Consider the following 23273-nt stretch of genomic DNA (forward strand, 5'->3'; position numbering starts at 1 on the left):
CTTTCTAGCCGCTTAGGTGCGGTCGGCTTCGATACCGAAGTTCGGGTACGATTCGACGCCGTGCTCGCAGATATCGAGACCCTTGTCTTCCTCTTCTTCGCTGACGCGGAGACCGATGGTCTTCTTCAGGATGAAGAACAGGATGAAGGCTGTCACGAATGTGAAAGCAAAGACGCTGACCACGCCGATGGCTTGAGTTGCCAGTTGAGAGAAACCGCCTCCCATGAAGAGGCCGTCCTTGATGCAGCTGGTCTCGTCCCAGTAGAGCACATCAATCGCTTGTGAGCCGAAAAGACCGATGGAGAGCGTGCCCCAGGCACCGCAAACACCGTGGACGCTGATGGCGCCGACCGGGTCATCAATCTTGAGGAAGTGTTCCAGTGCATAGCAGGAAAGGACCACGAGGATACCCGCGACGAGGCCGATGATGACCGCGCTGCCTGTCGACACGGAGGCGCAGGGAGCGGTGATGGCTACGAGACCGGCCAGTGTGCCGTTCAGCGACATGGAGAGATCCGGCTTCTTGAACATGATCCATGTGGTGATCATGGCAGCAACCGCACCTGCGGCGGCACCCAAGGTGGTGGTGACGGCGACATGAGCGATGCCGTCCACCGCGGCGAGTGTCGAGCCGGGGTTGAATCCGTACCAGCCGAACCAAAGGATGAAGACGCCCAAAGCCGCGAGCGGCATATTGTGGCCCGGAATTGCGCGGACTTGCCCGTCCTTCGTGAATTTGCCCTTACGCGGTCCGATCAGGATCGCGCCTGCCAGTGCGGCCCATGCACCCACCGAGTGCACCACCGTGGAGCCGGCGAAGTCGCGCATGCCCATCGATGCCAACCAGCCGTCGCCGCCCCAGATCCAGTGGCCGGAGATGGGGTAGAGCAGGGCGGAAATAATCAGTGAATAAAAACAGTAAGCGATGAACTTCGTGCGTTCAGCCATGGCACCCGAAACGATCGTGGCGGCGGTTGCGGCGAAGACGACTTGGAAGAACCAACCTGCGCTGGTGGCGTTGTCGGTGCCGAGTGTCGCGCTGTTCATCAGCAGGAGAGAACTATCCCAGCCGAAGAAGCCGTTGCCGGATTCGCCGTACATCAGCGTGTAGCCGATCGCCCAGTAGACCAGAGCGCCCAGGCTGAAGTCCATCAGGTTCTTCATCATGATGTTGCTCGCATTCTTCGCGCGGGTCAGCCCGGCCTCAACCATGGCGAAACCTGCCTGCATGAAGAACACCAGCAGGCCGGCGACGACCAGCCACAGGATGTCTGCCGCGCCTTGCGGCAAGTAGTCGATCGCTTCCGCCTCTTGCGCGGCAAGCGAAGTGTGTAGAATCGAGAAGATGGCAGCTGCCGCAATCAAGCGCCGGCTCCATCCGCCGATTCCCCAGTTTTTCAGTATAGCTTTCATATCTATTTTGCTCAGTTATCTACAGATCAGTGTGTTGTTTTGAGCGCGTCCTTACTGTTGGACGTGGCTGAATGCAGGGGGATCTGTCCCCTGATCCAGCAGATATTAAGGGAGCATAGGGTGTGCCTTTATTAGATTTTTAGATATAAATACCCACCTGTTGTAATCTTGCTAATGACTTCGAGCAGTCTGGCTTCTCTGCTAACTTGCTCCTTCAGAGTGGATTAGAGAAGTTTTTAGCCGTTTGTTCTCTAGGCTTCCCACTTTCGGAGCCCAACTACAGCAGTGTGATGCCGCTTCGATTTAAATTAGGCATTTTTTAAATCGGTTATCGACCCTTAGCTTTAGCGTCGATGCAACACGAGATCCCTGTGGTGTCGCGTCCGGCGTAAGCCGTATGTTGGATGTAGATGCCGGAATCATTTAGAATCGGCATTCAAAGACGCGGACCGTCTGCAGGCATGCGGGCGGGAATCGATATGCGCAAATAGAAATACCTGCTGAATCAGCAGGATCCAACCGGCATTCTGTGCGCATGAACCTTTTCGGCTGTGAAACGGCCTATTGCCCGCCGATTTTGGATAGCCGCCGTACTGTGGGCGAGCGGACCGGGATAATGTCGGTCACCAATGCCTCGTTGGTGCCAGGTTGGGCCACAATCACGACGCCCATGTCAACCGTCCAGTCGTAACCGCACTGTTGGCTGAGGAAGCTCAGGTTACGGGCAAGCGACAGGTTACGAGTCTTGAGGTCCACTATCGGGTCCCTGTCGTCGATTTTGCGGAAAACGATTTGGATGCCGTGCGGCTCGGTGATGGCATCCAGTTGTTCGAGCGCCTTGGAGAGGGGGATTTTGGCCATCTTGAAGTCCTCAATGATGATGGTTTCAAGGCGTGTCTCGACCTCGGCTTCCGTCAGGTTTTGGTGCTGAGGAGCCGGACTGTTCGTGGAGTTTGAGAGGAGTGGGGTGACAGTGGCAGTACTGCTTAGCAATGCCACGGAGAGGAGAACAATAGTAGAGTTTTGCATAACGCAAAAAGGCTAAGACATTTCAGGCTTGGGGGCGAGGAAATTCCTTGAAGTTCTTGTATACAACGGTCCGTGAACGGACAGACCCGAAACTCACGATGCACTTTCACTGAGGCAATTTGCCCGCTTCCTGCTTAGGCTCAGGATATGTCGATGAAGCTTCTGACTTTCATACTTACAGTATCCTGTGCTCTGACAGCGGTTTGCTTTTGCCAAGAACGGTTGACCGGTGTCATTCAAGGCGCCAAGTTCCAGGTGGATCTACCTGCTGAACCGGGTGGTCGACTCCTAATGCTGGCGCATGGTTACCGGCCTGAAGGCTTGCCTGTTGAGGCGGATGTCGGATCGAGTCACGGGCTGTCGAAGAAGCTGGTGGCGGATGGCTGGGCAGTCGCCTCGACCAGTTACCGCCGAAACGGCTGGATCATGGAGGATGCCGCCGAAGATATCATCCAATTGCACGACTGGATCCTGCGAGAGACGGACTTTGAACCATCGGCGGTCTATCTGATGGGAAACTCCATGGGCGGCGGTATTTCGACTTGGCTGGCGGAGCATGAACCGGAACGCTTTGACGGGGTCCTCGCGATGGGAGCCTATCTCTTTGAGCCGATCGGTGCCTCCGGCGAAAGTTCGACCACGCTGGCGGATTACTACAATGGGCTGCCCCGCATCCCCGTCCTCTTCCTTACAAATACCTCGGAACTCGATGGTCCGGCCACCTATGTGAAACTGTCGGAAGGGGCAACAGTGCCCCCGGTCCTCTGGACCATCCACCGGGATGGGCACGTCAACCAGAACGAAGCGGAGCAGGCGGCCGGATTGATGGGGCTGGTCGACTGGGTCGAGAAAGGAGAGGTTGTTGCCGGAAGGGACGCCACGATTGCTTTGCATCCGGACTCCACAGTCTCCTTTTCAGAGGGAGAAGCCATCGGCCGAGCCCTGACCCTCGTGCCCGTCTATGGTAATTTCATTACGAATTTCGTGAGTGCCGACATGCAGGCGCTGGGGATTGAACACGGGGATTACTTTCAAATGCGTACGGGCGAGCATGTCCTGCGGGTCAAGCTTGGCAGGACCTATACCGATGTTCCGGTCGGGGACTGGGTCGGGTTCTGGGACGCGCAGGGCTATCTCTTGATCTGCCGGAACTATAAGGACGCCGTGGCTACGCTCGGGCTTAAGGCAGACGATCGGATCGTGGTCCGGGCTCTGGATCAATGATCCGGCGCAAAGCCCGTAGTCACTGAATGCCTGCGGCTCAGTCTCGGTAGACCAGATTGATGCGGTCCGCTTCGTCCAACAGGGTCAAGGGGACGTCTTTCAAATTAACCGCCATGAAATGCCGACGGTACACGCGCTGGTTGCTGGTTTTCATTGTGCGGCTGTCATCACTGATGGACATGCGGTGCAGGAGCTCGTTGCCCTTGTAGAACTCGAGCCGAGAATAATGAAACCGATCCAGCGACGGGTCGAAGGCCAACTCCAGATGGTAGGAACGATAGCCGACATGGTTGGTCACGGTCTCATCTTCCGGGGATTGGATCGCGCGTTCATCCACGACGGCTCGCAGACTGATTCCCTGTTGGATGACTTTCAATTCAATGTCGTCGACCGTGACACGGTAGTCCGTCTCGACCAGTTGCAGTTGTTCGAAGACAGATTCGGCCCGCAGAAGCGGATTGCAGAGAAACAGTACGAGGAGCGGGAGGTAGAGCTTTTGCATGGTGATGGCAGGCTTGGCGGGGCGGATGGTTTAGAATAGACGCTTCCAGAAACTTTTCTTGGCCGTCCATTGTTGTCTCAGCTCAGGATGGGCTTCGAGCCAGGCTTGTGTGACTGCTTCGGCGCCCTTGCCGGATTCCTCGATTTGAAGAAGCAATTCGTTGAGCTGGCTCTCTGTGAGGCTGAACTGGTTCAAAATATGGGCGACTTCGGGCATTTCCTTGCTGAAGCCGAGCCGTGCGAGCTTTCTCAAGCCCTCCGCCTGATACACATTCTGCGGGTCGGGCAGGAGACGAAGGTCGTATTTGGCGAACATCCAGTGCGGGGTCCAGGCTGTCACCACGATCGGTTTCTCCGCTTGGATTGCGGCATCGAGCGCGGTGATCATTGCTTCGGTGCTGGTATTGCTCTGGGTCAATTCCAGCTTATACTCGCGAATGGCAGTGTTGGTTTTTCGTGTGATGCCGGCATCGGTTTCGATCCCGATAATCTTTCCGCCCAGCTCGGGGGCCAGTTTGTTGAGCGCGTAGAGATCCTGAACCTTGACATAGGCGGGGACCGCCAGTCCCGTCTTTCCATGGGGCATAACCGTACCCAGACGTTCCAGTTGGTCGTAGTACTGCTTCCAGTAGGCGGCATGGGTGTAGGGGAGCCAGGCATCGAGAAAGACATCCTGATCGCCGCTGGCCAGCGAGGCAAAGATCGCTTCCGGTTCGGCCTGTGTCAGCTCCACCCTATATTCCAATTCGTCTTCGATCAGGGCTTTTGCCAGATAGGTGATCGCGATGCCTTCCGGCCAGTTCGGATAGGCGATCTTGACGGTTTGGGCCTGTGCCTGAATTGCAACGAAGGCGGCAAGGAGGAGCGTGTAGAGTGTTTTCATGGTCAGTTCGGGGGATGACTGTGTGGTCTAGGTGTAACGTAGTGAGAATGAGAAAAACATGGTCCATTTCCTGGTCTAAGACAAACTGTTTTGTCATTTTAGAGGCCGAGTTCCAATTGCTCGGCTTGTGCGCGGCTTTCCGCGAAGCGAACCCCCAGCCCCAGTAGTCGGACTGACTTTCCACTGCGCCCCCAAGCCTCCCGGAGCAGGCTGTCATAGGATTCGAAGGCGGGTTGGCCGGAGCTGATCTCGGCAGTCGTCCGCTGGAAATCCGAAAACTTCAACTTGACGAATAATTTGGCTATGGGCCGGTCGGCCGCGGATTGTTTGAGGTCCTCGAGCAGTTCGGTGTGTTGCCGCCGAAGGACCGCCCTGCAGTCATTCAGGCTTTCCAAGTCCTGTTGAAAGGTGTGTTCGTTACTCAAGCTCTTCCGGATACGGTTGGCGACGACCGGACGTTCGTCGATTCCGCGGCATAGCTGGTACAACTCTAAACCGAAACTTCCGAAATGGCGGACCAGTTCTCTTTGCTCCAGCAATTGCAGCTGTCCGCAGGTCTCAATTCCGAGTTCGGCGAGTTTGGCGGCACTCTTGGGCCCGATTCCCCAGATCCGTCGAACCGGAAGCGTTTCCATGAAGGCGGCGCCCCGGGACGGGTGTACGACGCACTGTCCGTCGGGCTTGTTCCAGTCGCTGGCGATCTTGGCGATCAGTTTGTTGGGGGCGATACCGGCGGAGGCGGTCAGGCCCGTTTCATGTTGAATGCAGGCGCGGATCTCCGCCGCAATGTCCACCCCGCGTTGTTTCAGGTGGCTGACATCGAGGTAGGCCTCGTCGAGGGAGAGCGGCTCAATTTGGTCGGTGTAACGTTTGAATATTTCCCGAATCTGTCGGGACACCGAGCGGTATAGTTCGAACCGGACAGGCAGGATGATCAACTGGGGGCACAGTTCCCGGGCCTTGAAGACCGGCATCGCCGAACGGATGCCATATGCTCGGGCGGGGTAGTTGCAGGTGGTCAGGACGCCGCGGCCCGTACTGCCGCCGACCGCCATCGGCTTCTGCTTGAGTTCGGGGCGTTCCCGCATCTCCACCGCCGCATAGAAGCAGTCCATGTCAATGTGTATGATACGCCGCGTTGCCTTCATCCTGATTCTCTTAATACATGTCTTTGACAAAGTTTGCAGGAAAGAAATAAGTATAGGGACTGATATTTCCCTGCTTATGTCTGACGAGTCCGTATTTACGTTGACCTACCAATTCGATTTTCCGGACGGTTCGAGCAAGGTCTTCGATGTACAATTGTTACGGAAGAATTGTTCCCTGATCCAGCCGAGCCGTGACTATTATCCGGAATGGACTCGACTGGAATATCGCAAGTGTCGTCATTGTCCGCTTTCGGCGACGGAGCATCCCCGCTGCCCGGTGGCAGTGAGCTTGATCGATGTGGTCGAATTTTTCCAGGATGCGCAATCGGTCGAAGAGGCCGTGGTCACCGTGAATACACGCCAGCGGCTTACCGAACGTGGCAAGACCGCCCTTTATCCGGCGATCAGTTCGATCATTGGGATCTATATGGTGACGAGCGGCTGCCCTGTAATGGATAAGTTGCGTCCCATGGCGCGCTTCCATCTTCCCTTTGCGAATACCGAGGAAACCGTTTACCGTGCCCTCTCGATGTATGCGCTGGCCCAGTATTTCAGGCAGAAACGGGGCTTGTCGGTGGATCTCGACTTCAGTGGGCTACAAAAAATCTATCAGGATGTGAACCGGCTGAATATCGACTTCTCGCGACGTTTCCGGACCGAAAGCATCAGTGAGGCGACGATGAACGCCCTGACCAGTCTCGACTGTTTTGCCCAGATTATCGATTTTTCTATCTCCGAGGAGATGCTCGAGGAAATCGAAGTGCTTTTCGAGGGCTACATGGATTAGTCGAATCTTCGGGGCTGCGGCTTATTCCGAAGACTGAAGGATCGCTTGAGCGAGGATGAATGGACGTACGATCATGGCATTGAAGCGGGTGCCTGTTTTGATCCAATGTTCGACGTGCAGGTCGCAAGGTTGGACCAGATCGCCACTGCGGAGCCATGCCTGAACTTGTTCCTTGTCGTCTTCGGCAAATGCAAGGCCCGCTGTCTTTAGGTCGATAGAGGGATCGACATAGATCAGATTGCCGGCCTGGTAGTGCGGATGCAGGTATTTCCAGCCCACATCGCCGGTATACTTGTCCAGTTTTTCCCCATTTGTGAGGCGGTCTTCGGCCGGGCTGAAATCATCGTTAAACATGTCCGGAGGCTGACCGTGCGCCGGGATGGGTCAAGAGCAGGCTGAGCGGTTCAGACGATACGTGTCTTGCAGCACGAGGCCGTTTCCACGGTCTTCAGTACGACATTCAGATGTCTAAAATGAACGATGCCACGAAAGCTGGTCGCGTGTACCGTGACGCGGATTCTTGATTCCGGGCAATCCTGCACCGCAGTCAGAAAGAGGAAGCCTTGCTTGCTGTCGATGTCCGCGAAGATCAGGTCCTTTGGGTCGATTTCCGCTTGGAACAGGTAGTCCGTGCCACCGAAGAGCTTGTGCAGATCCACCAGGATGGCGGCATAGCTATCCTGAACGAGTATCTCAATTTCCTCTGTTTGTTTTTGTACGATGTGCTCGTCTTCGGCAAACTCACCGAAAAGGCGTGTGATATGTATGAGGGACTCGCTCTCTTTGACTGTATTTGTAATTGTCATGGCTGCATCTTAGCATCCGTAACATGAATGCCGGATGAATCACCGGAATTTCTGAGTGTTTGACTGTGAGCACGCACATTTTGATATTTCATGGCTTTCATCTTATGTTCAGATGGGATTTGTTAGGATGAGCGCATGAATATGACAGGCATATCCCGAATACCCTTGTTTCTCATTGCACCGGTCTTTGCTTGCTTTGCGGAGCGTCCGCCCGCCGTGGTGGTCGATACCATGCAGGATCGTTGTTATGATGTGCTGGAGCCGATTGAGATGCCCCGGATGGGCCAAAAGTATTTCGGCCAGGATGCACAATATGCCGGAGTCGCCGCAGTTTACCGCGATAATGCTGATGGTACGGTGAGCGACTTGAATACCGGGCTGATGTGGTCCAAGGCTGTGGATGTCCGGAAAGCCACATTGGAAGAAGCGGAAGCGCAGGCCCGGGACATGCGACTTGCAGGTTTCGACGACTGGCGGGTGCCTACGATCAAGGAGCTCTACTCGCTGGTCGATTTCAGGGGGCGTACCGGTACCTCGCGGCCGGGGCAGTTTACGACGGTTCCGGATAATGCGATTCCATACATCAATACCGACTACTTCGATTTCAGATATGGGGCGGTCGATGCGGGGGAGCGTTTCATTGATGCCCAATGGCTCAGCTGTACAAAGTATGTCAGTACGACCATGCGCGGACAGGCGACCTTGTTTGGCGTCAACTTTGCGGACGGGCGGATCAAAGGCTATGGACTCCAAGATCCGCGCAGGGGCCAGGAAAAGAAATTCTACGTGCGCTATGTGCGAGGGCGTGTGGGCTATGGGGACAATAACTTTCAGGACAACGGGGACGGTACGGTCACTGACTTGGCCACAGGTTTGACCTGGATGCAGGCAGACAGTGGAGTCGGAATGAATTGGGTGGAGGCGCTTCAATATGCAGAGAATTTGAAACTGGCCGATCATGAGGACTGGCGATTGCCGAATGCCAAGGAGTTGCAATCAATTGTCGATTACGCCCGGTCTCCGAATACGACGGATTCCGCCGCGATTGCTCCGGTGTTCGCCACTTCGAAAATCAAGAATGAAGCCGGGGAGGCGGACTATCCATACTTTTGGACCTCGACGACCCATGTGGACGGGCCGAATGCACGACAGGCGGTTTACCTGTCCTTTGGCCGGGCGATCGGGCAGATGCACGGCCAGGTGATGGATGTGCATGGGGCCGGTGCGCAACGCAGTGACCTGAAGGAGGGGCAGCCCCGTATCGGGCATGGCCCACAGGGTGATGCCCAGCGTGTGGCGAACTTTGTCCGCTGTGTACGTGGCGGAGCGGTCCTGATGGAAGCGGGCCGCACAAGAGTGGAGCGTACGGATGCCTATCCGAATACGATTTGCGTGAATGGCAAGCGCTACCAGCCCGAAGCGATGGAGTATCGCGACCTGCCTGCAGGCGGCGGATCCGGTTTGTCCGAGGGGCCGGGTGGGGGCTTACCCTTTCCGCCTCCCTTTGGCCGTCCGCCCCCGCGTTGAATGCCTCAGGCTTCCCCTTTAAGCTGTAGCCTCAGGCCGGCCTTTTCGAGGTCGGCTCCGCTGGGGCTCTGGTAAGCGCTCAGTTTGAATTCCGGAAGGATCGATAGGAGATGGTCGAAGATATCCCCTTGGATGCCTTCGTAGTTGGCCCAGACGGTATCGTTAGTGAACACGTAGATTTCCATCGGTAGTCCGTGCTCCGCCGGAGCCAGTTGGCGGACCAACAAGGTCATGTCCTGATGTACTTTCGGGTGATTGCGCAGATAAGCCACGCAATAGGCACGGAAGGTTCCGATGTTGGTCAGCCGTCGACCGTTGATCAGTTCGTGCAAGTCATCACCCACTCCGTCGTTGTATTTCTTGATTTCCTCGAGTTTGGAATCGAGGTAGGGGCGCAGGATACGAATGCGTTTGAAGCGGTTCAGCAGTTCCTCGTCGGCGAACTGTATGGTACGTAAATCGACGTGGATCGGCCGCTTGATCCGGCGACCTCCTGATTCACTCATGCCGCGCCAGTTCTTGAAGGAGTCGGAAATCAGGGCGTAGGTCGGAATCGTGGTGATGGTTTTGTCCCAGTTCTGTACCTTGACCGTCGTCAGGGAGACGTCGATGACGTCGCCATCCGCCCCGCGCGCCGGCATCTCTATCCAGTCACCGACCATGACCATGTTGTTGACCGAGAGCTGGATGCCTGCCACGAGCCCGAGTATGGCGTCCTTGAAAATTAACAGGAGGATCGCTGTGATCGCGCCCAGGCCGGAAAAGAAAACCAGGGGCGATTTGCCCAGGATGACCGACAGGATAAAGATCACGCCGACCAGGTAAATGACCAGTTTCAGCGCCTGGATGACGCTTTTGGCAGGGTAGCGCTTGCCGACGGGGCCGCGTTCCCAGACCCCGCAGGTGAAATTCAGCAGGGCGTCCGCGATGAGCAGGACGATGACGATCAAGTACACATTCAGCACCAGATGGCTGAGTCGTACGATTTCGGGCATGGAGGCAAACAGGACCGGGGTTAGCGCGCGGATGATGGCGGCCGGTACCAGGTGGGAAAAACGTATGAGCACACTGTTTTCAATCAGGAGATCGTCCCATGCGATTGTCGTACGTTTGATCAGCGGGTGTATGATCTTCGCGATGATGCGCTTGGCGATGAAGTTCGCCAACATGGCCAGAATGGCCACGTACAGCATGACTGTTACGGTGCCGATCATCTCGGCTAGAAATGAGTCGATATTAAACTGGATGAGCCACTGGGCGATGTTGTCGGGGGTCATAAGCCATTCTTTGATGTGGAGTGCCTACGATCTTTTCAATGTCATATTCCTCTGATGATAGGCTTGCCTTTGCCCTGATTCAGGTTAGCGCCTGTTCCATGCCTTTCCGTTATGCATTGTCTGCCTTGCTCTTGCCGGTTGTTCTGGTGTGCCAATGCTTCGGGCAGTCGGATACGCGTGTACTCAACCGTATTCTAATGGGCTATACAGAAGCTTATGGTGGTAACCTGGAGGCCCGGTCCATCGAATCCGTGCAAGCCGAAGGCGTGCAAATACAGGGAGAGCAGACGCAATCGATTATTGTCCACAAGAAGCGGCCGTCCTCTATACGCTACCAGTTGCGTTCCGGAGATGATCTAATGACGGCGGGCTACAACGGTGTGTCCGGATGGTTGCGTATTGCTACAGGTGATACGGTTGAGGTGAAGGACCTGTCGCCGGAGCAGACGCGGCGCTTGAAGGATGAAGCCACTTTCGACAGTCCGCTGTTTAACTTCCTCGATAAGCCCGAATATACGGTCTCTCTTGAAGGGACGGAACGGGTCGGAGAGAAGCTTTGCTATGTTATACGGGTGGTTCAGGAGCAAGCCCCCGATATGCTTTTCTATCTCGATGATACGCAGTTCTACCTGCAAAAGAAGGCGATCCTGTACAAGGACGGTACTTCCACGATGGAGACCTACTATCGTGATTATCGCCTGGTTGACGGCTATCCTTTCGCTTTCGAGATCGAGAACCGGATGGGGGGCGAAACGGTGTGCCTTATCCGTCTGGAGCAGGTGGAAGTAAATGTCGGACTATTGAGCTTCTTCTTTGAGAAGCCCCGCGGCTAGTTGTTGTACAGGTCGCCTTCGTCCAGGTCGCCTTTGAGTTTTTGGTCCAGCTTGATTTTGGCCGTCAGCTTGCGCATATAGTCGACGAACAGGCGGTGACGGGCCGCGACGTTTCCCGTTTCCAGAAGTCTTTGTTTCAGTTCGCCGGATGCGCAGAGGGTCGAGATCGCCAGGTCCAGCATCGCTTCCGGGTCCTGGACATTGGCTAGGAAACTGACGACTTCCCGGGGAATCTCCGCGCCCAGGCGTATCTGCGTTTCGATAATACGCAGAATTTCTTCGGAAATCAGCGACAAGCTGTCCTCCGGTCCGTCCCGTTGGCTGCAGAGTTGATGGATGCGTGCGCGTCGGAACGGACTTTCACTCACGATACTTTCAAATTCGACCCGGGCCAGACCTTGCAGGATGAGATTGGAAGTTCCGTCTTCATTCGTTTTGCAGGCACGGACAATGCCGATGCCGGCAACTTTATGGGGTGTTTCCATCCCGGGGCTGTCATTGCGGCTTTCATCCAGAGACGCGACAGCAAAGATACGGTCACCGGCGAGGACTTCGTTCAGCATCGTACGGTAGCGCTCCTCGAAGATGTAAAGCGGCAGGATCGCTTGCGGAAAAAGCACAGTGCTGCGCAGTGTCATCACAGGGACCTCTCTGGGGATCTCGATTTCCTGGTTCATCTTGGCTGGGCGCAATCTTGGACTCTTTAGTTCCAGGCATCCGGATGCAATTTCGATGCCTCATGCTCGGGATTTTCCGCATAGTACACCGCCAAGCGGAAAAAACGGATCCGGTCGTCCGGTGTGCCGGGATTTTTGCGTTTGGCTTCCTCCATCAGGACTTCGGGAGCCCGGCCCTGTAATTCATAGATCTCCCGGATCCCGAGGTCGATCAAGCTGCGTGCGGCGGCGACATCCATGCGCGGTATCCGCATGAGCGAGGAGTTCAGTGCTTCGTAATCGACCTTCTTTTTTTTCTTCTCCGGGAAAAACATGACTTCATGCAAGCCAACTGGCTCCACTTGGCAAATCGCATTTCACAAAACGGGGCAAGTGTGCCAATTGGCTGCGTCATGTCATTATAACTGTGACACAAAGTGTGACAATCTGGCCTGATTTTTGGCGCTATTTTGGGGCTATGTGCTTTTGGGCGTGTTGTAACTTACTGTTGTATAGGAACTTAAATATATTTATGGGGCATGGCATCTAGAGTGCTAAATAGGTGGCATGGGTAAAATTATTGGAATCGATCTTGGCACAACCAACTCCTGCATGTCCGTGATGGAAGGCGGCGAGCCGGTTGTGATCCCGAACTCGGAAGGTGCACGCACCACGCCGTCCATTGTGGCATTTGCCAAAAATGGCGAGCGTCTGGTTGGTCAGGCTGCGAAGCGCCAGGCTGTGACCAATCCTCAAAACACGATTTTCTCTGCAAAGCGCTTTATTGGCCGCAAGTTCTCCGAAGTGGAGGAGGAAGCCCAGAGCCTGCCGTACAAGGTGGTCGAGGGCAAGAACGGCGACGCTTACATCGAGTGTGAAGTGAAGGGCAAGACTGAGAAGTTTGCACCGGAGCAAATCTCCGCCATGGTGCTGCAGAAGCTCAAGTCCGATGCGGAAGCCTACTTGGGGGAAAAGGTGACTGAAGCCGTCATTACCGTGCCGGCTTATTTTAATGACGCCCAGCGTCAGGCCACCAAGGATGCCGGTCAAATCGCCGGTCTTGAGGTGAAGCGTATCATCAACGAGCCGACCGCTGCGGCGCTGGCTTATGGTCTCGAAAAGGGCAATGACGAAGTGATCGCCGTGTACGACTTGGGTGGGGGCACCTTCGACATCTCCATTCTTGAAATCGGTGACGGTGTCTTCGAGGTGAAGGCTACCAATGGTGACACGCACCTTGGTGGTGACAACTGGGACAGTGCCTTGATCGACTACCTGATCGAGGAATTCAAGAAGTCCGACGGTATCGACCTTCGCAACGACAAGATGGCGCTTCAGCGTCTCAAGGAAGAGGCGGAAAAGGCCAAGATCGCCCTGTCTTCGACCCAAAGCACCGACATCAACCTGCCGTTCATTACGGCCGATGCCACTGGTCCGAAGCACTTGAATATCTCGCTTTCCCGTTCCAAGCTGGAACAAATCTGTGACGGTCTTTACCAGCGTACGGTCAACCCGTTCAAGTCCTGCTTGTCCGACTCCGGTCACAGCGCTTCCGAGATCAAGGAACTCGTCCTTGTCGGTGGTATGACACGTGCCCCCAAGGTGGTTGAGATTGCCAAGGAATTGACAGGTAAGGCGCCGCACCAAGGCGTGAACCCGGATGAAGTGGTTGCAATCGGTGCCGCCATCCAGGGTGGGGTGCTGCAAGGCGATGTCCGTGACGTGCTACTGCTTGACGTCACTCCGCTGACTCTTGCCATTGAAACCGCCGGTGGCGTGGCGACTCCGATGATCGAGCGTAACACCACGATCCCGACCAAGAAGAGCCAGACTTTCTCCACCTACGCGGACAACCAGACTGCGGTGGACATCAAGGTGCTCCAGGGGGAGCGGCCCATGGCCAAGGACAACAAGGTTCTGGGCAACTTCCGTCTCGACGGTATCCCGACCGCACCGCGCGGTGTCCCGCAAATCGAGGTGACCTTCGATATCGACGCCAATGGTATCCTCAACGTCAGTGCCAAGGACCAAGGCACGGGCAAGGAACAGCACATCACCATCACCGGTTCTTCCGGTCTGGACAAGGATGAGGTCGAAAATCTCAAGCGCGAGGCCGAGGCCCACGCTGCGGAAGACGAAGCCCTCAAGGCGCGCGTCGAAGCCCGCAACGAGCTCGACAACATCGTCTACCAGTCCGAGAAGCAAATCGGCGAACTGGGCGACAAGATTCCGGCAGACAAGAAGACCGAATTGGAAGGCGCCATTGCCGAAGCCAAGGCGGTACTGGAAAACCAGGAAGCCGATGCCGAGTCCCTGAAGGCTCCGAAGGAAAAGATCATGAACATCATGCAGTCCTTCGCTCAGGATCTGTACGGCCAGGCCGGTGCCGAAGGTGCAGGTCCCGACATGGGCGCCGCCGCTGCCGGTGCTCAGGCTGGTGCCGCCGAAGGCGCGAAGAAAGCCGACGACGACGCTGTCGATGCCGACTTCGAAGTGGTCGACGACGACAAGAAGTAAGTTTTCAACGCCGCGTGTGCCGGAACCGGTACGCGCGGCATTTGTATACACATATATCAATACAATAGATCTCCAACTAAACCATAACACATCATATGAAAATCAAACCACTCGGTGAACGCGTTCTCGTGAAGCGCATTGAAGAAGACGAACAAGTCCGTGGCGGCATCATCATTCCGGATTCCGCCAAGGAAAAGTCGCAGGAAGCTGAAGTTGTTGCGCTTGGCACTGGCAAGAAGGACGACGTTCCTTTCTTCGTGAAGGTCGGCGACAAGGTGCTGCTTCCGCAATACGGCGGTACTCCGGTCAAGGTCGAGGGGGTCGAGTTCATCCTCATCGACGAAGACAGCATCCTCGGCGTCATCGCTTAAGGTTTAACCCGCATCTTAATAACAAAGAAAACGAATAACTAATATGGCTAAGCAAATTCTATTCGACGAAGCAGCCCGTAAAAAGATCCTCACAGGTGTGGAAACACTTGCCAAGGCTGTCAAGGTGACCCTTGGACCGAAGGGCCGCAACGTGCTCCTCGACAAGAAGTTCGGTGCTCCGACCGTGACCAAGGACGGTGTGACCGTTGCCAAGGAAATCGATCTTTCCGATCCTTACGAAAACATGGGCGCACAAATGGTGCGCGAAGTGGCTTCCAAGACTGCAGACTCCGCCGGTGACGGCACAACCACTGCAACCGTCCTGGCTGAAGCGATCTACCGCGAAGGTATCAAGAACGTGGCTGCCGGTGCCAACCCGATCTACCTCAAGCGTGGTATCGACAAGGCTGTTGTGGCTGCAACCGCTGCTTTCGCGAAGCAAAGCAAGAAGGTGAAGGACCGCGAAGAAATCCGTCAGGTCGCTACCGTTTCCGCCAACTGGGACACAGAAATCGGTGAAATCATCGCCGAGGCTATGGACCGCGTGGGCAAGGACGGCACCATCACTGTCGAAGAAGCCAAGTCCATCGAAACATCCCTCGACGTGGTCGAAGGTATGCAGTTCGACAAGGGCTACCTCAGCCCGTATTTCTGCACCGATGCCGAAGCGCAGGAAGTTCAATTCGAAGACGCACACATCCTGATCCACGAAAAGAAGATCAGCAGCCTCAACGAAATCCTTCCGCTGCTTCAAAACGTTGCCAAGACCAACAAGCCGCTCCTCATCATCGCCGAAGACGTCGAAGGTGAAGCACTGGCTGCACTTGTGGTCAACAAGCTCCGTGGCACGCTGAACGTGGCCGCCGTCAAGGCTCCCGGCTTCGGTGACCGCCGCAAGGCTATGCTTGAGGACATCGCTGTGCTCACCGGTGGCCGTTGCATCACTGAAGACCTCGGCATCAAGCTCGAGAACGTTCAGCTCAGCGACCTTGGTAAGGCCAAGCGCATCACCGTGGACAAGGAAAACACCACCATCGTCGAAGGCGCTGGTAAGAGTTCCGACATCCAAGGCCGCGTGAAGTTGATCCGTCGCCAAATCGATGAAACCACTTCCGACTATGATCGTGAGAAGCTCCAGGAGCGTCTTGCCAAGATCGCCGGTGGTGTGGCCGTCATCAATGTCGGCGCGCAAACCGAGCCGGAAATGAAGGAAAAGAAGGACCGCGTCGACGACGCATTGCACGCAACCCGTGCTGCCGTTGAAGAAGGTATTCTTCCGGGCGGTGGTGTGGCCCTGCTCCGCGCTGCCAAGGCAATCGAAGCCTCGACTGAAGGCCTCGAAGGTGACGAAGCCCTGGGTGTGGCCATCGTTCGCCGCGCGATCGAAGCCCCGCTTCGCCAACTTTGCACCAACGCCGGTGTGGAAGGTTCCCTCGTTGTCGCCGAAGTCCTCAAGGCCAAGGCCGGCAACGGTTACAACGTCGCGACCGGCGAATACGTTGACCTCATCGCTGCCGGTGTCGTTGACCCCGCCAAGGTGACCCGCACCGCGCTGCAAAACGCCTGCTCGGTTGCCGGTCTGCTCCTCACCACCGAGTGCATGATCACCGACGAGCCCGAAGAAAAGGGCGGCGCAGGCATGCCTGACATGGGCGGCATGGGCGGTATGGGGGGCATGGGCGGCATGATGTAATCCATCCGGATTACCGTCCGTTCACACGCATCACAGATTCCAATTCACACAAAGCCCTCCGGATTCCGGAGGGCTTTTTTTGTGCGATATTTAGATGATTGATGTTTACGATCAGTAGAATGGATGATTCAACCTGTTTGAATAACGCCAAATAGCTGAGCGGATTGTTCGCTTGGATACTGATAAATATAGATTACATGAGTTCAGCAGGAAAGAGGAGAGTTCCCGGCGAGACTTGCGCCAAGAAGGTCGACGCCCCGATTTCAGTCTATGACTATCTGCAGAGTGCCTCGCCTTCCTCTGCCCGAAGTGCAAGGGAGAACAATGAATCCGGTGGCTTTTTGCTCTGGCTGTATTCCCATTCTCTGGAATTCAATAGCCTGCTTTGCGCTTTCTGCGCTGGCATGGTGGGGAGCCTCTGCCTTTTTATCGATGACGGTCGATGGATTTTGCCCTGGGTCGCACGTGGGTTGCTACATAATATAACCACGATAACGGCCATCATCTGCTGGTGGGAATTGGTTTTTACCCTTACCTATCTCTTCGCGGCGTTAACACTGCTCGTCCGGTTCTTTCAATCCGGTGTCGTTTGGATCGTTACAGGTCTAATTATCTTACCGCTGATTCTGTTTACCTGCGTTATTGCAGGAGTGGATCCCTCTCATTTGAGGGCCGTTGGCGGTGTGTTTCAACTCGCTTTCATTGTTATGAACTGGTCGCGAATCTGGCGCGGCTTTCTGCTGTTTATTGCAGCTGCCTTCTTTATGGGCTTTTGTGTCGGTCTCAGCCCTGATCTCCAAAGGATCATACGGGACATCACAAATTCTGGCTTACACTTGTGGCCTTGATTCCTTTGCTCTGACGTATCGGCAAGAATGAATCAAAGCGGGGTTTTGCTAGCGAAGCCCCGTATACTGGCTGGGGTTTCGAGAGTTTATGCACGTCTCGTTGCCCCTCGAGGCTCGTAAGCGATGATCTTAAGGCTTACAACAAGCCGATTGCCTCTAGCATATCCTTGCCGCGGAGCCCACTGAGCCAGTGGCTGGGGATGGATTCCATGCCGTGCCGTATGCCGGCGATGCCGCCGGCGACACAGGCGGTGGTGTCGGTGTCATAGCCCAGCGAAATCGCGGTCTTGACGATGTTTTCGTAGCTGTCGGCCTCGCAGGCAAGGCGGGCGGAATGCAGCGTATCCAGTACGTAACCGCTACCGGTGCCGTGAGGCGGCTCGTCGGGACGGACATGGGATTCGAGCTCGTGAAGGTATGCCGGGTCTTTCTGGTAGATGTCCCGAAGCGTGGTGACGGCACTTTCCCAGGCATTTGCATGTCCCTCCAACTCGCGCCGGGCCCACAGGCAGTAAAGTGCGCAGCAGACCTGGGAGCGGAGATGGGCGTGGGTGACTTGAGACTGGGCGTGGGCTTCCGAGACGAGGGCGACATCCTTGCCCCCATGCATGAGGGCAAGCGGCAGGCAGCGCATGAGCGAGCCGTTGCCATTATTGCGGTCACCCCGCAGGCCCGCGTAGCGGGTGGTCATGCCTTGCTTCAGCTTGGCGATGGCGGTGGCTGTCTGGTTGCCGATATCGAAGACATAGTTGTCCACCGCCATGTAACCACGGTCATGCCACTTGATTAAGCGGTCGGTGAAGTCGTAGGCGTGGTACATGCCGCAGAGTTTGAGCGAGACGTAGAGGCAGAGCGCTTGTGCCCCGTCATCCGACCAGGTCCCCAGCGGCACATGCATGTAGGTGCGGAAAAAGCCCTTTGGCGGGTACATGCCAAGCTGCTCGAAAGGCGGCAGCTCCGAAGGGTGCCGGAACTCATAGGGCACGCCGCAGGCGTCACCGACCAGTAAGCCAAACATCCCGTCTCGGACGCGGTCGGTATGGGATTTTTCGGCAGGCATGACTTCTGTGGCGAGCATTAGGAATTGGATTTTGGTAGCGGCGCGTGTCCCTACGCGCCAATCGTAGTTGTCAGTCCGTCTCGGTGGCGCGTGGGGACACGCGCCGCTACCTGTTTATTGGCTTTCATCAATAAAGTAGCTCCTTTACGAGGTAATCGCCACCGATGACGAGGTATTCGTCTTCACCGTTGAGGATGCTGTTGGGCAGCAGGCCGCTGAAAAAGACGATCTTGGAGGCGGCGACCGTGGCTTGCCAGACGGTGGAGCCGAACTCCCAGGCATTTTCACGGTTGCAGGTGAAGGAGACCAGGTTGTTGAGGCGTACGATGCTTTGGCGCTTGTCTTCGACTTTCTGGACGAAGTGTTCCTCAGGATCGTAGGTTCCCCGGTAGAGCGTCAAACAGGACTTTTCGGGCCAGCGCCGGTTGAGCTCGTACTGGCAAAATTCATACATGAGGTCGAGTTGCGAGAAGATGGCGTTGGTGCGTGCGCTGCCTTTCATCCGGTCGCTGGCAAAGCGTGCGTCTTCCTCGCCATCCTGGTGCTTGAGGATCGATTTGTGATAGGTCGGCAGGACGCCGAACCGGCTTTGAACCCAGCTTTTCATCACCGCGCCTTCGATACTGTTGCTGTCCACGCCCCAACCATGGAGGAAACGCACATAGCTGTTGCGCAGGCTGCTGCGGGCCTTGCCTGTATATTCCGACCATTGGTGGAGTGCGAATTTAACATCGAGGTACTCGTGAAAGATGCGCCCGCGTTCCTTGGGGTCTTCCTGCTGCGCCAGCTTTTCAAAGAAGTGTTTGTTCGAGCGCCGGACGCCCGCGAGGTGCAGTGCGATCGGGTTCGCGTTGAAGTCGCAGGAGGCGATCACCCATGCGGGGAGGTCGCACAGGTTCATGTGGATACCTTCTGGAATTCCTGGACGTTCTTGAGTCGGAGGCACGGGGCAGGGGAATGGTGAATGTCGAGTCGTGGATTCGGAATAAATGTGACTCCTCCCTTGGAGGGGAGGAGCCACATGAGTCATTCAATGGATCGGACTGGTGAACCGCGAATATATTATTCGAAATCCACCAGTCCAAATGCCGGTGTCAGCGGATCAACCCCAACCGTCGTCATCGTCGTCCTCGTCTTCGAGGCCGGCGGCGGCGAGCTTTTCGAGTTTGCTCCAGCGTTGGTCCACTTGTTCCTGCGCGGCCTCGAAGAGGGCGCCGGCACGGTCCGGATTGCTGCGTTCCAGCGCGCGGAAGCGGTTTTCCTTACGCATGAAGTCGGCGACGGGCATGGACGGTTCGAAGGATTCGAGGCGGAAGGCCGGGATGCCCGTACCTTGGTTGCGCGGATCGTAGCGGTAGATCGGCCAGTAGCCGCTGGCCACCGCATCCTTTTGACGGTTCGGTCCGAGCGCGAGGTCGATGCCGTGTGCGAGGCAGGGACCGTAGGCGAGGATGAGCGAGGGGCCGTCATAGCTTTCCGCTTCGCGGATCACCTCGATGGCTTGCTGCTCGTTCGCTCCAAGCGCGATCTGGGCGACATAGATGCCGCCGTAGCTCATGGCGATTTGTCCGAGGTCCTTCTTCGGGATACTCTTGCCCGCGGCGGCAAACTTGGCCATGGCGCCGGTCGGTGTGGACTTGCTGGCCTGACCGCCGGTGTTGGAGTACACTTCGGTGTCGAGGACCAGGACATTGACGTTCTCACCGCTGGCGAGCACGTGGTCGAGGCCACCGAAGCCGATGTCGTAGGCCCAGCCGTCACCACCGAGGATCCATGTGGTCTTCGGGCGGAGATAGTCGATGTTTTGCAGCAGGCGCGTGGCTTCCAGCGTGGTGTTGCCTTCGAGGCGGGTCTTGGCATTGACGATCAGTCCGCGCAGGTCGCCTTCATTGATATTGCCATCAACGGCGAGCAGGGAATCGGCGAGATCGGCACCGAGCGCTTCGCGGCAGGCTTCGACCATTTGACGGGCGACTGCCGTGCGGCGTTGCGAGGAGAGGTGCAATCCGAGACCGAATTCGGCGTTGTCTTCGAAGAGCGAGTTCGCCCAAGCCGGTCCCTTGCCGTATTCGTTTGTGCAATACGGAGTGGTCGGCAGGTTGCCCCCGTAGATGGAGGAACAGCCGGTGGCATTGGCAACGAGGAGACGGTCGCCGAAGAGCTGTGTCAGGCTGCGGACATAAGGTGTCTGCGTGCAACCCGAGCAGGCGCCGGAGAACTCAAAGAGCGGCTGGCGCAGCGGCAGGGTCTTGGCGCTGAGCTTTTCCGTCTCGATTTTCACCTTGGGCAGGGACTCGAAGAACTTCAGGTGCTTCTTTTCTTGTTCCAGGATGGTTTCCAGCGGGCTCATCTCGATCGCCTTCTTGCCTTCCGCGTCCTTGGCCGGGCAGAGCTCCACGCAGGCGTTGCAGCCTGTGCAGTCTTCCGGATAGACTTGAAGGGTGAAGACTTTGCCATCGCTGTTCGGACCCTTATAGTCGGCAAACGGGAAGTTGGCCGGGGCCACGTCGAGCGCGTCCTTGCTGTAAACGGCAGGGCGGATGGCGGCGTGCGGGCAGAACATCGCGCACTTGTTACACTGAGTGCAGCTTTCGGAATTCCATACGGGGATTTCCGTGGCGATGGAGCGCTTTTCGAACTGGGAAGTGGCGGTGGGCCAGACCCCGTCAACCGGGAAGGCGCTGACCGGCAGCAGCTCACCTTGACCGGCAAGCAGATGTGCGGTGACCTTCTTGACGAAGTCCGGTGCATCTTCCGGCACCCATTCGACCGGAACGGCCTTGGCGGTGGCTTCGGCCGGTACTTCGACACGTTCGAGATAGGCGAGAGCGGCGTCAACCGCGGCACAGTTCATCTCAACGATCTTCGGGCCCTTGCGGCCGTAGGTCTTTTCGATGGCCTTCTTGATTTCCTTGATCGCATCGTTGGTCGGGATCACATCGGCAAGCGCAAAGAAGCAGACCTGCATGATGGTGTTGATCCGACGGCCCATGTGGACCTCGGCGGCAACCTTGTAGGCGTCGATCACATAGAAGTTGGCCTTCTTTTCGATCAGTGCGTCCTGTACTTCACGAGGCAGATGGTTCCAGGCTTCTTCCTTGGACCATGAGCAGTTGAGCAGGAATGTGCCGCCTTCAGCCAGGGACTCGAGCATTTCAACACGGCCGAGGAACTGCGGCTGGTGGCAACCGATGAAGCCAGCCTCATCGATGAGGTAGGGGGCTTTGATCGGATTTTTCCCGAAGCGGAGGTGGGAAGTGGTCAAGCCGCCCGACTTCTTGGAGTCGTAAACGAAGTAGGCTTGCGAGTAGAGCTCCGTGCTGCCGCCGATGATCTTAATGGTGTTCTTGTTGGCGCCGACGGTGCCGTCCGAACCGAGACCAAAGAACATTGCAGCTTTGGCGCCTTCGCTCTTTACGGTGAAGGACGGATCGTAATCCAGCGAGAGATCGGTGACATCGTCGCGGATACCGACGGTGAAGTGATCCTTCGGTGTTTCCTCGAGCAGGTTGTCGAAGACCGCCTTGGCCATTGCCGGCGTGAACTCCTTCGAACCGATACCATAGCGGCCGCCGACGACATACGGATCGACGTCACGGCAACCATTCGGGCAACGGGTTACCTTGCGCAGGGCGAGGGAGACGTCGAGGTAGAGCGGTTCACCGATCGAGCCCGGCTCCTTCGTGCGGTCGAGCACGGCGACAGACTTGACGGTCTTGGGCAGCACCTCATTGAAGGCACGCGGGAAGAACGGACGATAGAGACGAACCGCGACAACGCCGTACTTCGTGTCGGAGGTGGCATTCAGGTATTCGGCGGTATGTGCGGCTGTTTCCACGCCGGAGCCCATCATGACGATGACCTGCTCAGCTTCCGGGTGACCGTAGTATTCGAAGAGCTTGTACTCGCGGCCGGTCAGCTCGCCGAACTTCTTCATCAAATCCTCGACGATGGCGGGCGTCGCCTTAACGAAGCTGTTGACGGCTTCACGGGTTTGGAAGTAGGTGTCCGGGTTTTGAGCGGTGCCACGAATGGTCGGATTGTCCGGAGACAGTGCGCGATCGTAGAATGCGGCAAGGGATTCCGGATCCAAAAGGCTGTCGATGACGGAGTTCGGCAGTTCATTCAGCGAATTGATTTCGTGCGAGGTGCGGAAACCGTCGAAGAAGTGCATGAAGGGCAGGCGCGATGCCAAGCTCGCCGCGTGGGCGATGGCAGCCATGTCCTGGGCTTCCTGCACGGAGTTGGACGCGAGCATGGCGACACCGGTTTGACGGCAGGCCATCACGTCACTGTGGTCCCCGAAAATGGAGAGCGAGTTCGTGGCGATCGCACGGGCCGAAACGTGGAAGACCGAAGGGGTCAACTCGCCGGCCAGCTTGTAAAGGATCGGAATCATCAGGAGCAGACCTTGAGACGCTGTGAAAGTCGTGCTCAAGCTACCGCCCATCGCTGTGCCGTGAAGCGTGCCGGCGGCACCACCTTCACTTTGCAGCTGCATGACGCGGGGAATTTCACCCCAAAGATTTGTTTTACCGGCTGCAGCCCACTCGTCGCAGAGTTCGGCCATGGAAGTCGATGGAGTGATTGGATAAATCGAGATGAGCTCGCTCATCCGGTATGCGACGTTGGCAACGGCTTCGTTGGCGTCACGTGTGATTCGCTTATGTTCTGTGGTTGTAACCATTGGATTGGGTTGT

General features: G+C 56.5%; 21 protein-coding genes. 8 read left to right on the forward strand and 13 right to left on the reverse strand.

Annotation, left to right across the window (positions count from 1 at the left end):
* Window positions 1–12: 12 nt before the first annotated feature.
* On the reverse strand, window positions 13–1413 hold the full coding sequence (locus O2597_RS05270; RefSeq protein ID WP_269523154.1) for an ammonium transporter: 1401 nt from the start codon (window positions 1411–1413) through the stop codon (window positions 13–15).
* A gap of 561 nt (window positions 1414–1974) precedes the next feature.
* A complete protein-coding gene (locus O2597_RS05275; RefSeq protein ID WP_269523155.1) occupies window positions 1975–2442 on the reverse strand; it encodes a hypothetical protein in 468 nt (155 codons plus the stop codon).
* A gap of 147 nt (window positions 2443–2589) precedes the next feature.
* Here O2597_RS05275 and O2597_RS05280 point away from each other — a divergent pair, with 147 nt between their 5' ends.
* On the forward strand, window positions 2590–3666 hold the full coding sequence (locus O2597_RS05280; RefSeq protein WP_269523156.1) for an alpha/beta fold hydrolase: 1077 nt from the start codon (window positions 2590–2592) through the stop codon (window positions 3664–3666).
* Between the two features lie 37 nt (window positions 3667–3703).
* Here O2597_RS05280 and O2597_RS05285 read toward each other — a convergent pair whose 3' ends face one another.
* The 3 genes from O2597_RS05285 to dinB all read right to left on the reverse strand — a co-directional run bounded on the left by O2597_RS05285 (window position 3704) and on the right by dinB (window position 6198).
* Window positions 3704–4168 (reverse strand): hypothetical protein, encoded by a 465-nt coding sequence (locus O2597_RS05285; RefSeq protein ID WP_269523157.1) that lies wholly within the window; start codon window positions 4166–4168, stop codon window positions 3704–3706.
* Window positions 4169–4198: 30 nt separating this feature from the next.
* On the reverse strand, window positions 4199–5050 hold the full coding sequence (locus O2597_RS05290; RefSeq protein WP_269523158.1) for a glycine betaine ABC transporter substrate-binding protein: 852 nt from the start codon (window positions 5048–5050) through the stop codon (window positions 4199–4201).
* A 98-nt stretch (window positions 5051–5148) separates the two neighbouring features.
* Window positions 5149–6198 carry a DNA polymerase IV gene (gene dinB, locus O2597_RS05295; protein WP_269523159.1) on the reverse strand — a complete coding sequence of 350 codons (1050 nt, stop codon included), beginning with the start codon at window positions 6196–6198 and terminating at the stop codon, window positions 5149–5151.
* Window positions 6199–6274: 76 nt separating this feature from the next.
* On the opposite strand from dinB, the gene O2597_RS05300 reads away from it, so the two are divergent.
* Entirely contained in the window at window positions 6275–6985 is a 711-nt protein-coding gene (locus O2597_RS05300) for a DUF6901 family protein (RefSeq protein ID WP_269523160.1), read from the forward strand.
* A gap of 21 nt (window positions 6986–7006) precedes the next feature.
* Here the strand turns inward: O2597_RS05300 and O2597_RS05305 are convergent, their stop codons facing one another.
* Both O2597_RS05305 and O2597_RS05310 read right to left on the reverse strand, forming a co-directional pair.
* Window positions 7007–7339 carry a DUF2288 domain-containing protein gene (locus O2597_RS05305; protein ID WP_269523161.1) on the reverse strand — a complete coding sequence of 111 codons (333 nt, stop codon included), beginning with the start codon at window positions 7337–7339 and terminating at the stop codon, window positions 7007–7009.
* A 50-nt stretch (window positions 7340–7389) separates the two neighbouring features.
* A complete protein-coding gene (locus O2597_RS05310) occupies window positions 7390–7791 on the reverse strand; it encodes a hypothetical protein (protein WP_269523162.1) in 402 nt (133 codons plus the stop codon).
* A gap of 165 nt (window positions 7792–7956) precedes the next feature.
* On the opposite strand from O2597_RS05310, the gene O2597_RS05315 reads away from it, so the two are divergent.
* On the forward strand, window positions 7957–9318 hold the full coding sequence (locus tag O2597_RS05315) for an Lcl C-terminal domain-containing protein (RefSeq protein WP_269523163.1): 1362 nt from the start codon (window positions 7957–7959) through the stop codon (window positions 9316–9318).
* A gap of 5 nt (window positions 9319–9323) precedes the next feature.
* Here the strand turns inward: O2597_RS05315 and O2597_RS05320 are convergent, their stop codons facing one another.
* Window positions 9324–10595, reverse strand: a complete 1272-nt coding sequence (locus O2597_RS05320; protein ID WP_269523164.1) for a mechanosensitive ion channel family protein — start codon at window positions 10593–10595, stop codon at window positions 9324–9326.
* A 98-nt stretch (window positions 10596–10693) separates the two neighbouring features.
* Between O2597_RS05320 and O2597_RS05325 the strand changes: the two genes are divergently transcribed.
* On the forward strand, window positions 10694–11428 hold the full coding sequence (locus O2597_RS05325; RefSeq protein ID WP_269523165.1) for a hypothetical protein: 735 nt from the start codon (window positions 10694–10696) through the stop codon (window positions 11426–11428).
* Here O2597_RS05325 and O2597_RS05330 read toward each other — a convergent pair.
* Complete coding sequence (locus O2597_RS05330; RefSeq protein WP_269523166.1) at window positions 11425–12105, reverse strand: LON peptidase substrate-binding domain-containing protein; 681 nt, start codon at window positions 12103–12105, stop codon at window positions 11425–11427. The genes O2597_RS05325 and O2597_RS05330 overlap by 4 nt on opposite strands.
* Window positions 12106–12131: 26 nt before the next feature.
* Window positions 12132–12419: a helix-hairpin-helix domain-containing protein gene (locus O2597_RS05335; RefSeq protein WP_269523167.1), complete on the reverse strand. Its 288-nt coding sequence runs from the start codon at window positions 12417–12419 to the stop codon at window positions 12132–12134.
* A 232-nt stretch (window positions 12420–12651) separates the two neighbouring features.
* Between O2597_RS05335 and dnaK the strand changes: the two genes are divergently transcribed.
* The 4 genes from dnaK (at window position 12652) to O2597_RS05355 (ending at window position 17513) form a co-directional block, all read left to right on the forward strand.
* Window positions 12652–14601 (forward strand): molecular chaperone DnaK, encoded by a 1950-nt coding sequence (gene dnaK, locus O2597_RS05340; RefSeq protein WP_269523168.1) that lies wholly within the window; start codon window positions 12652–12654, stop codon window positions 14599–14601.
* A gap of 95 nt (window positions 14602–14696) precedes the next feature.
* Window positions 14697–14972: a co-chaperone GroES gene (locus O2597_RS05345; RefSeq protein ID WP_269523169.1), complete on the forward strand. Its 276-nt coding sequence runs from the start codon at window positions 14697–14699 to the stop codon at window positions 14970–14972.
* A 43-nt stretch (window positions 14973–15015) separates the two neighbouring features.
* Window positions 15016–16665 carry a chaperonin GroEL gene (groL, locus tag O2597_RS05350; protein WP_269523170.1) on the forward strand — a complete coding sequence of 550 codons (1650 nt, stop codon included), beginning with the start codon at window positions 15016–15018 and terminating at the stop codon, window positions 16663–16665.
* 197 nt (window positions 16666–16862) lie between these two features.
* On the forward strand, window positions 16863–17513 hold the full coding sequence (locus O2597_RS05355; protein ID WP_269523171.1) for a hypothetical protein: 651 nt from the start codon (window positions 16863–16865) through the stop codon (window positions 17511–17513).
* 136 nt (window positions 17514–17649) lie between these two features.
* On the opposite strand, the gene O2597_RS05360 is transcribed toward O2597_RS05355, so the two are convergent.
* The 3 genes from O2597_RS05360 to nifJ all read right to left on the reverse strand — a co-directional run bounded on the left by O2597_RS05360 (window position 17650) and on the right by nifJ (window position 23260).
* Window positions 17650–18591, reverse strand: coding sequence for an ADP-ribosylglycohydrolase family protein (locus O2597_RS05360; RefSeq protein ID WP_269523172.1), 942 nt, complete (start codon window positions 18589–18591; stop codon window positions 17650–17652).
* A 109-nt stretch (window positions 18592–18700) separates the two neighbouring features.
* Window positions 18701–19474, reverse strand: coding sequence for an NAD(+)--dinitrogen-reductase ADP-D-ribosyltransferase (locus O2597_RS05365; RefSeq protein WP_269523173.1), 774 nt, complete (start codon window positions 19472–19474; stop codon window positions 18701–18703).
* Window positions 19475–19675: 201 nt separating this feature from the next.
* The gene (nifJ, locus tag O2597_RS05370) at window positions 19676–23260 is read right to left on the reverse strand and encodes a pyruvate:ferredoxin (flavodoxin) oxidoreductase (RefSeq protein ID WP_269523174.1); all 3585 of its coding nucleotides are present in this window, start codon (window positions 23258–23260) and stop codon (window positions 19676–19678) included.
* Between the last annotated feature and the right edge of the window lie 13 nt (window positions 23261–23273).

Source organism: Coraliomargarita parva (genome assembly GCF_027257905.1).
In the GTDB taxonomy this organism is placed as follows: Bacteria; Verrucomicrobiota; Verrucomicrobiia; order Opitutales; family Coraliomargaritaceae; genus Coraliomargarita_A; species Coraliomargarita_A parva.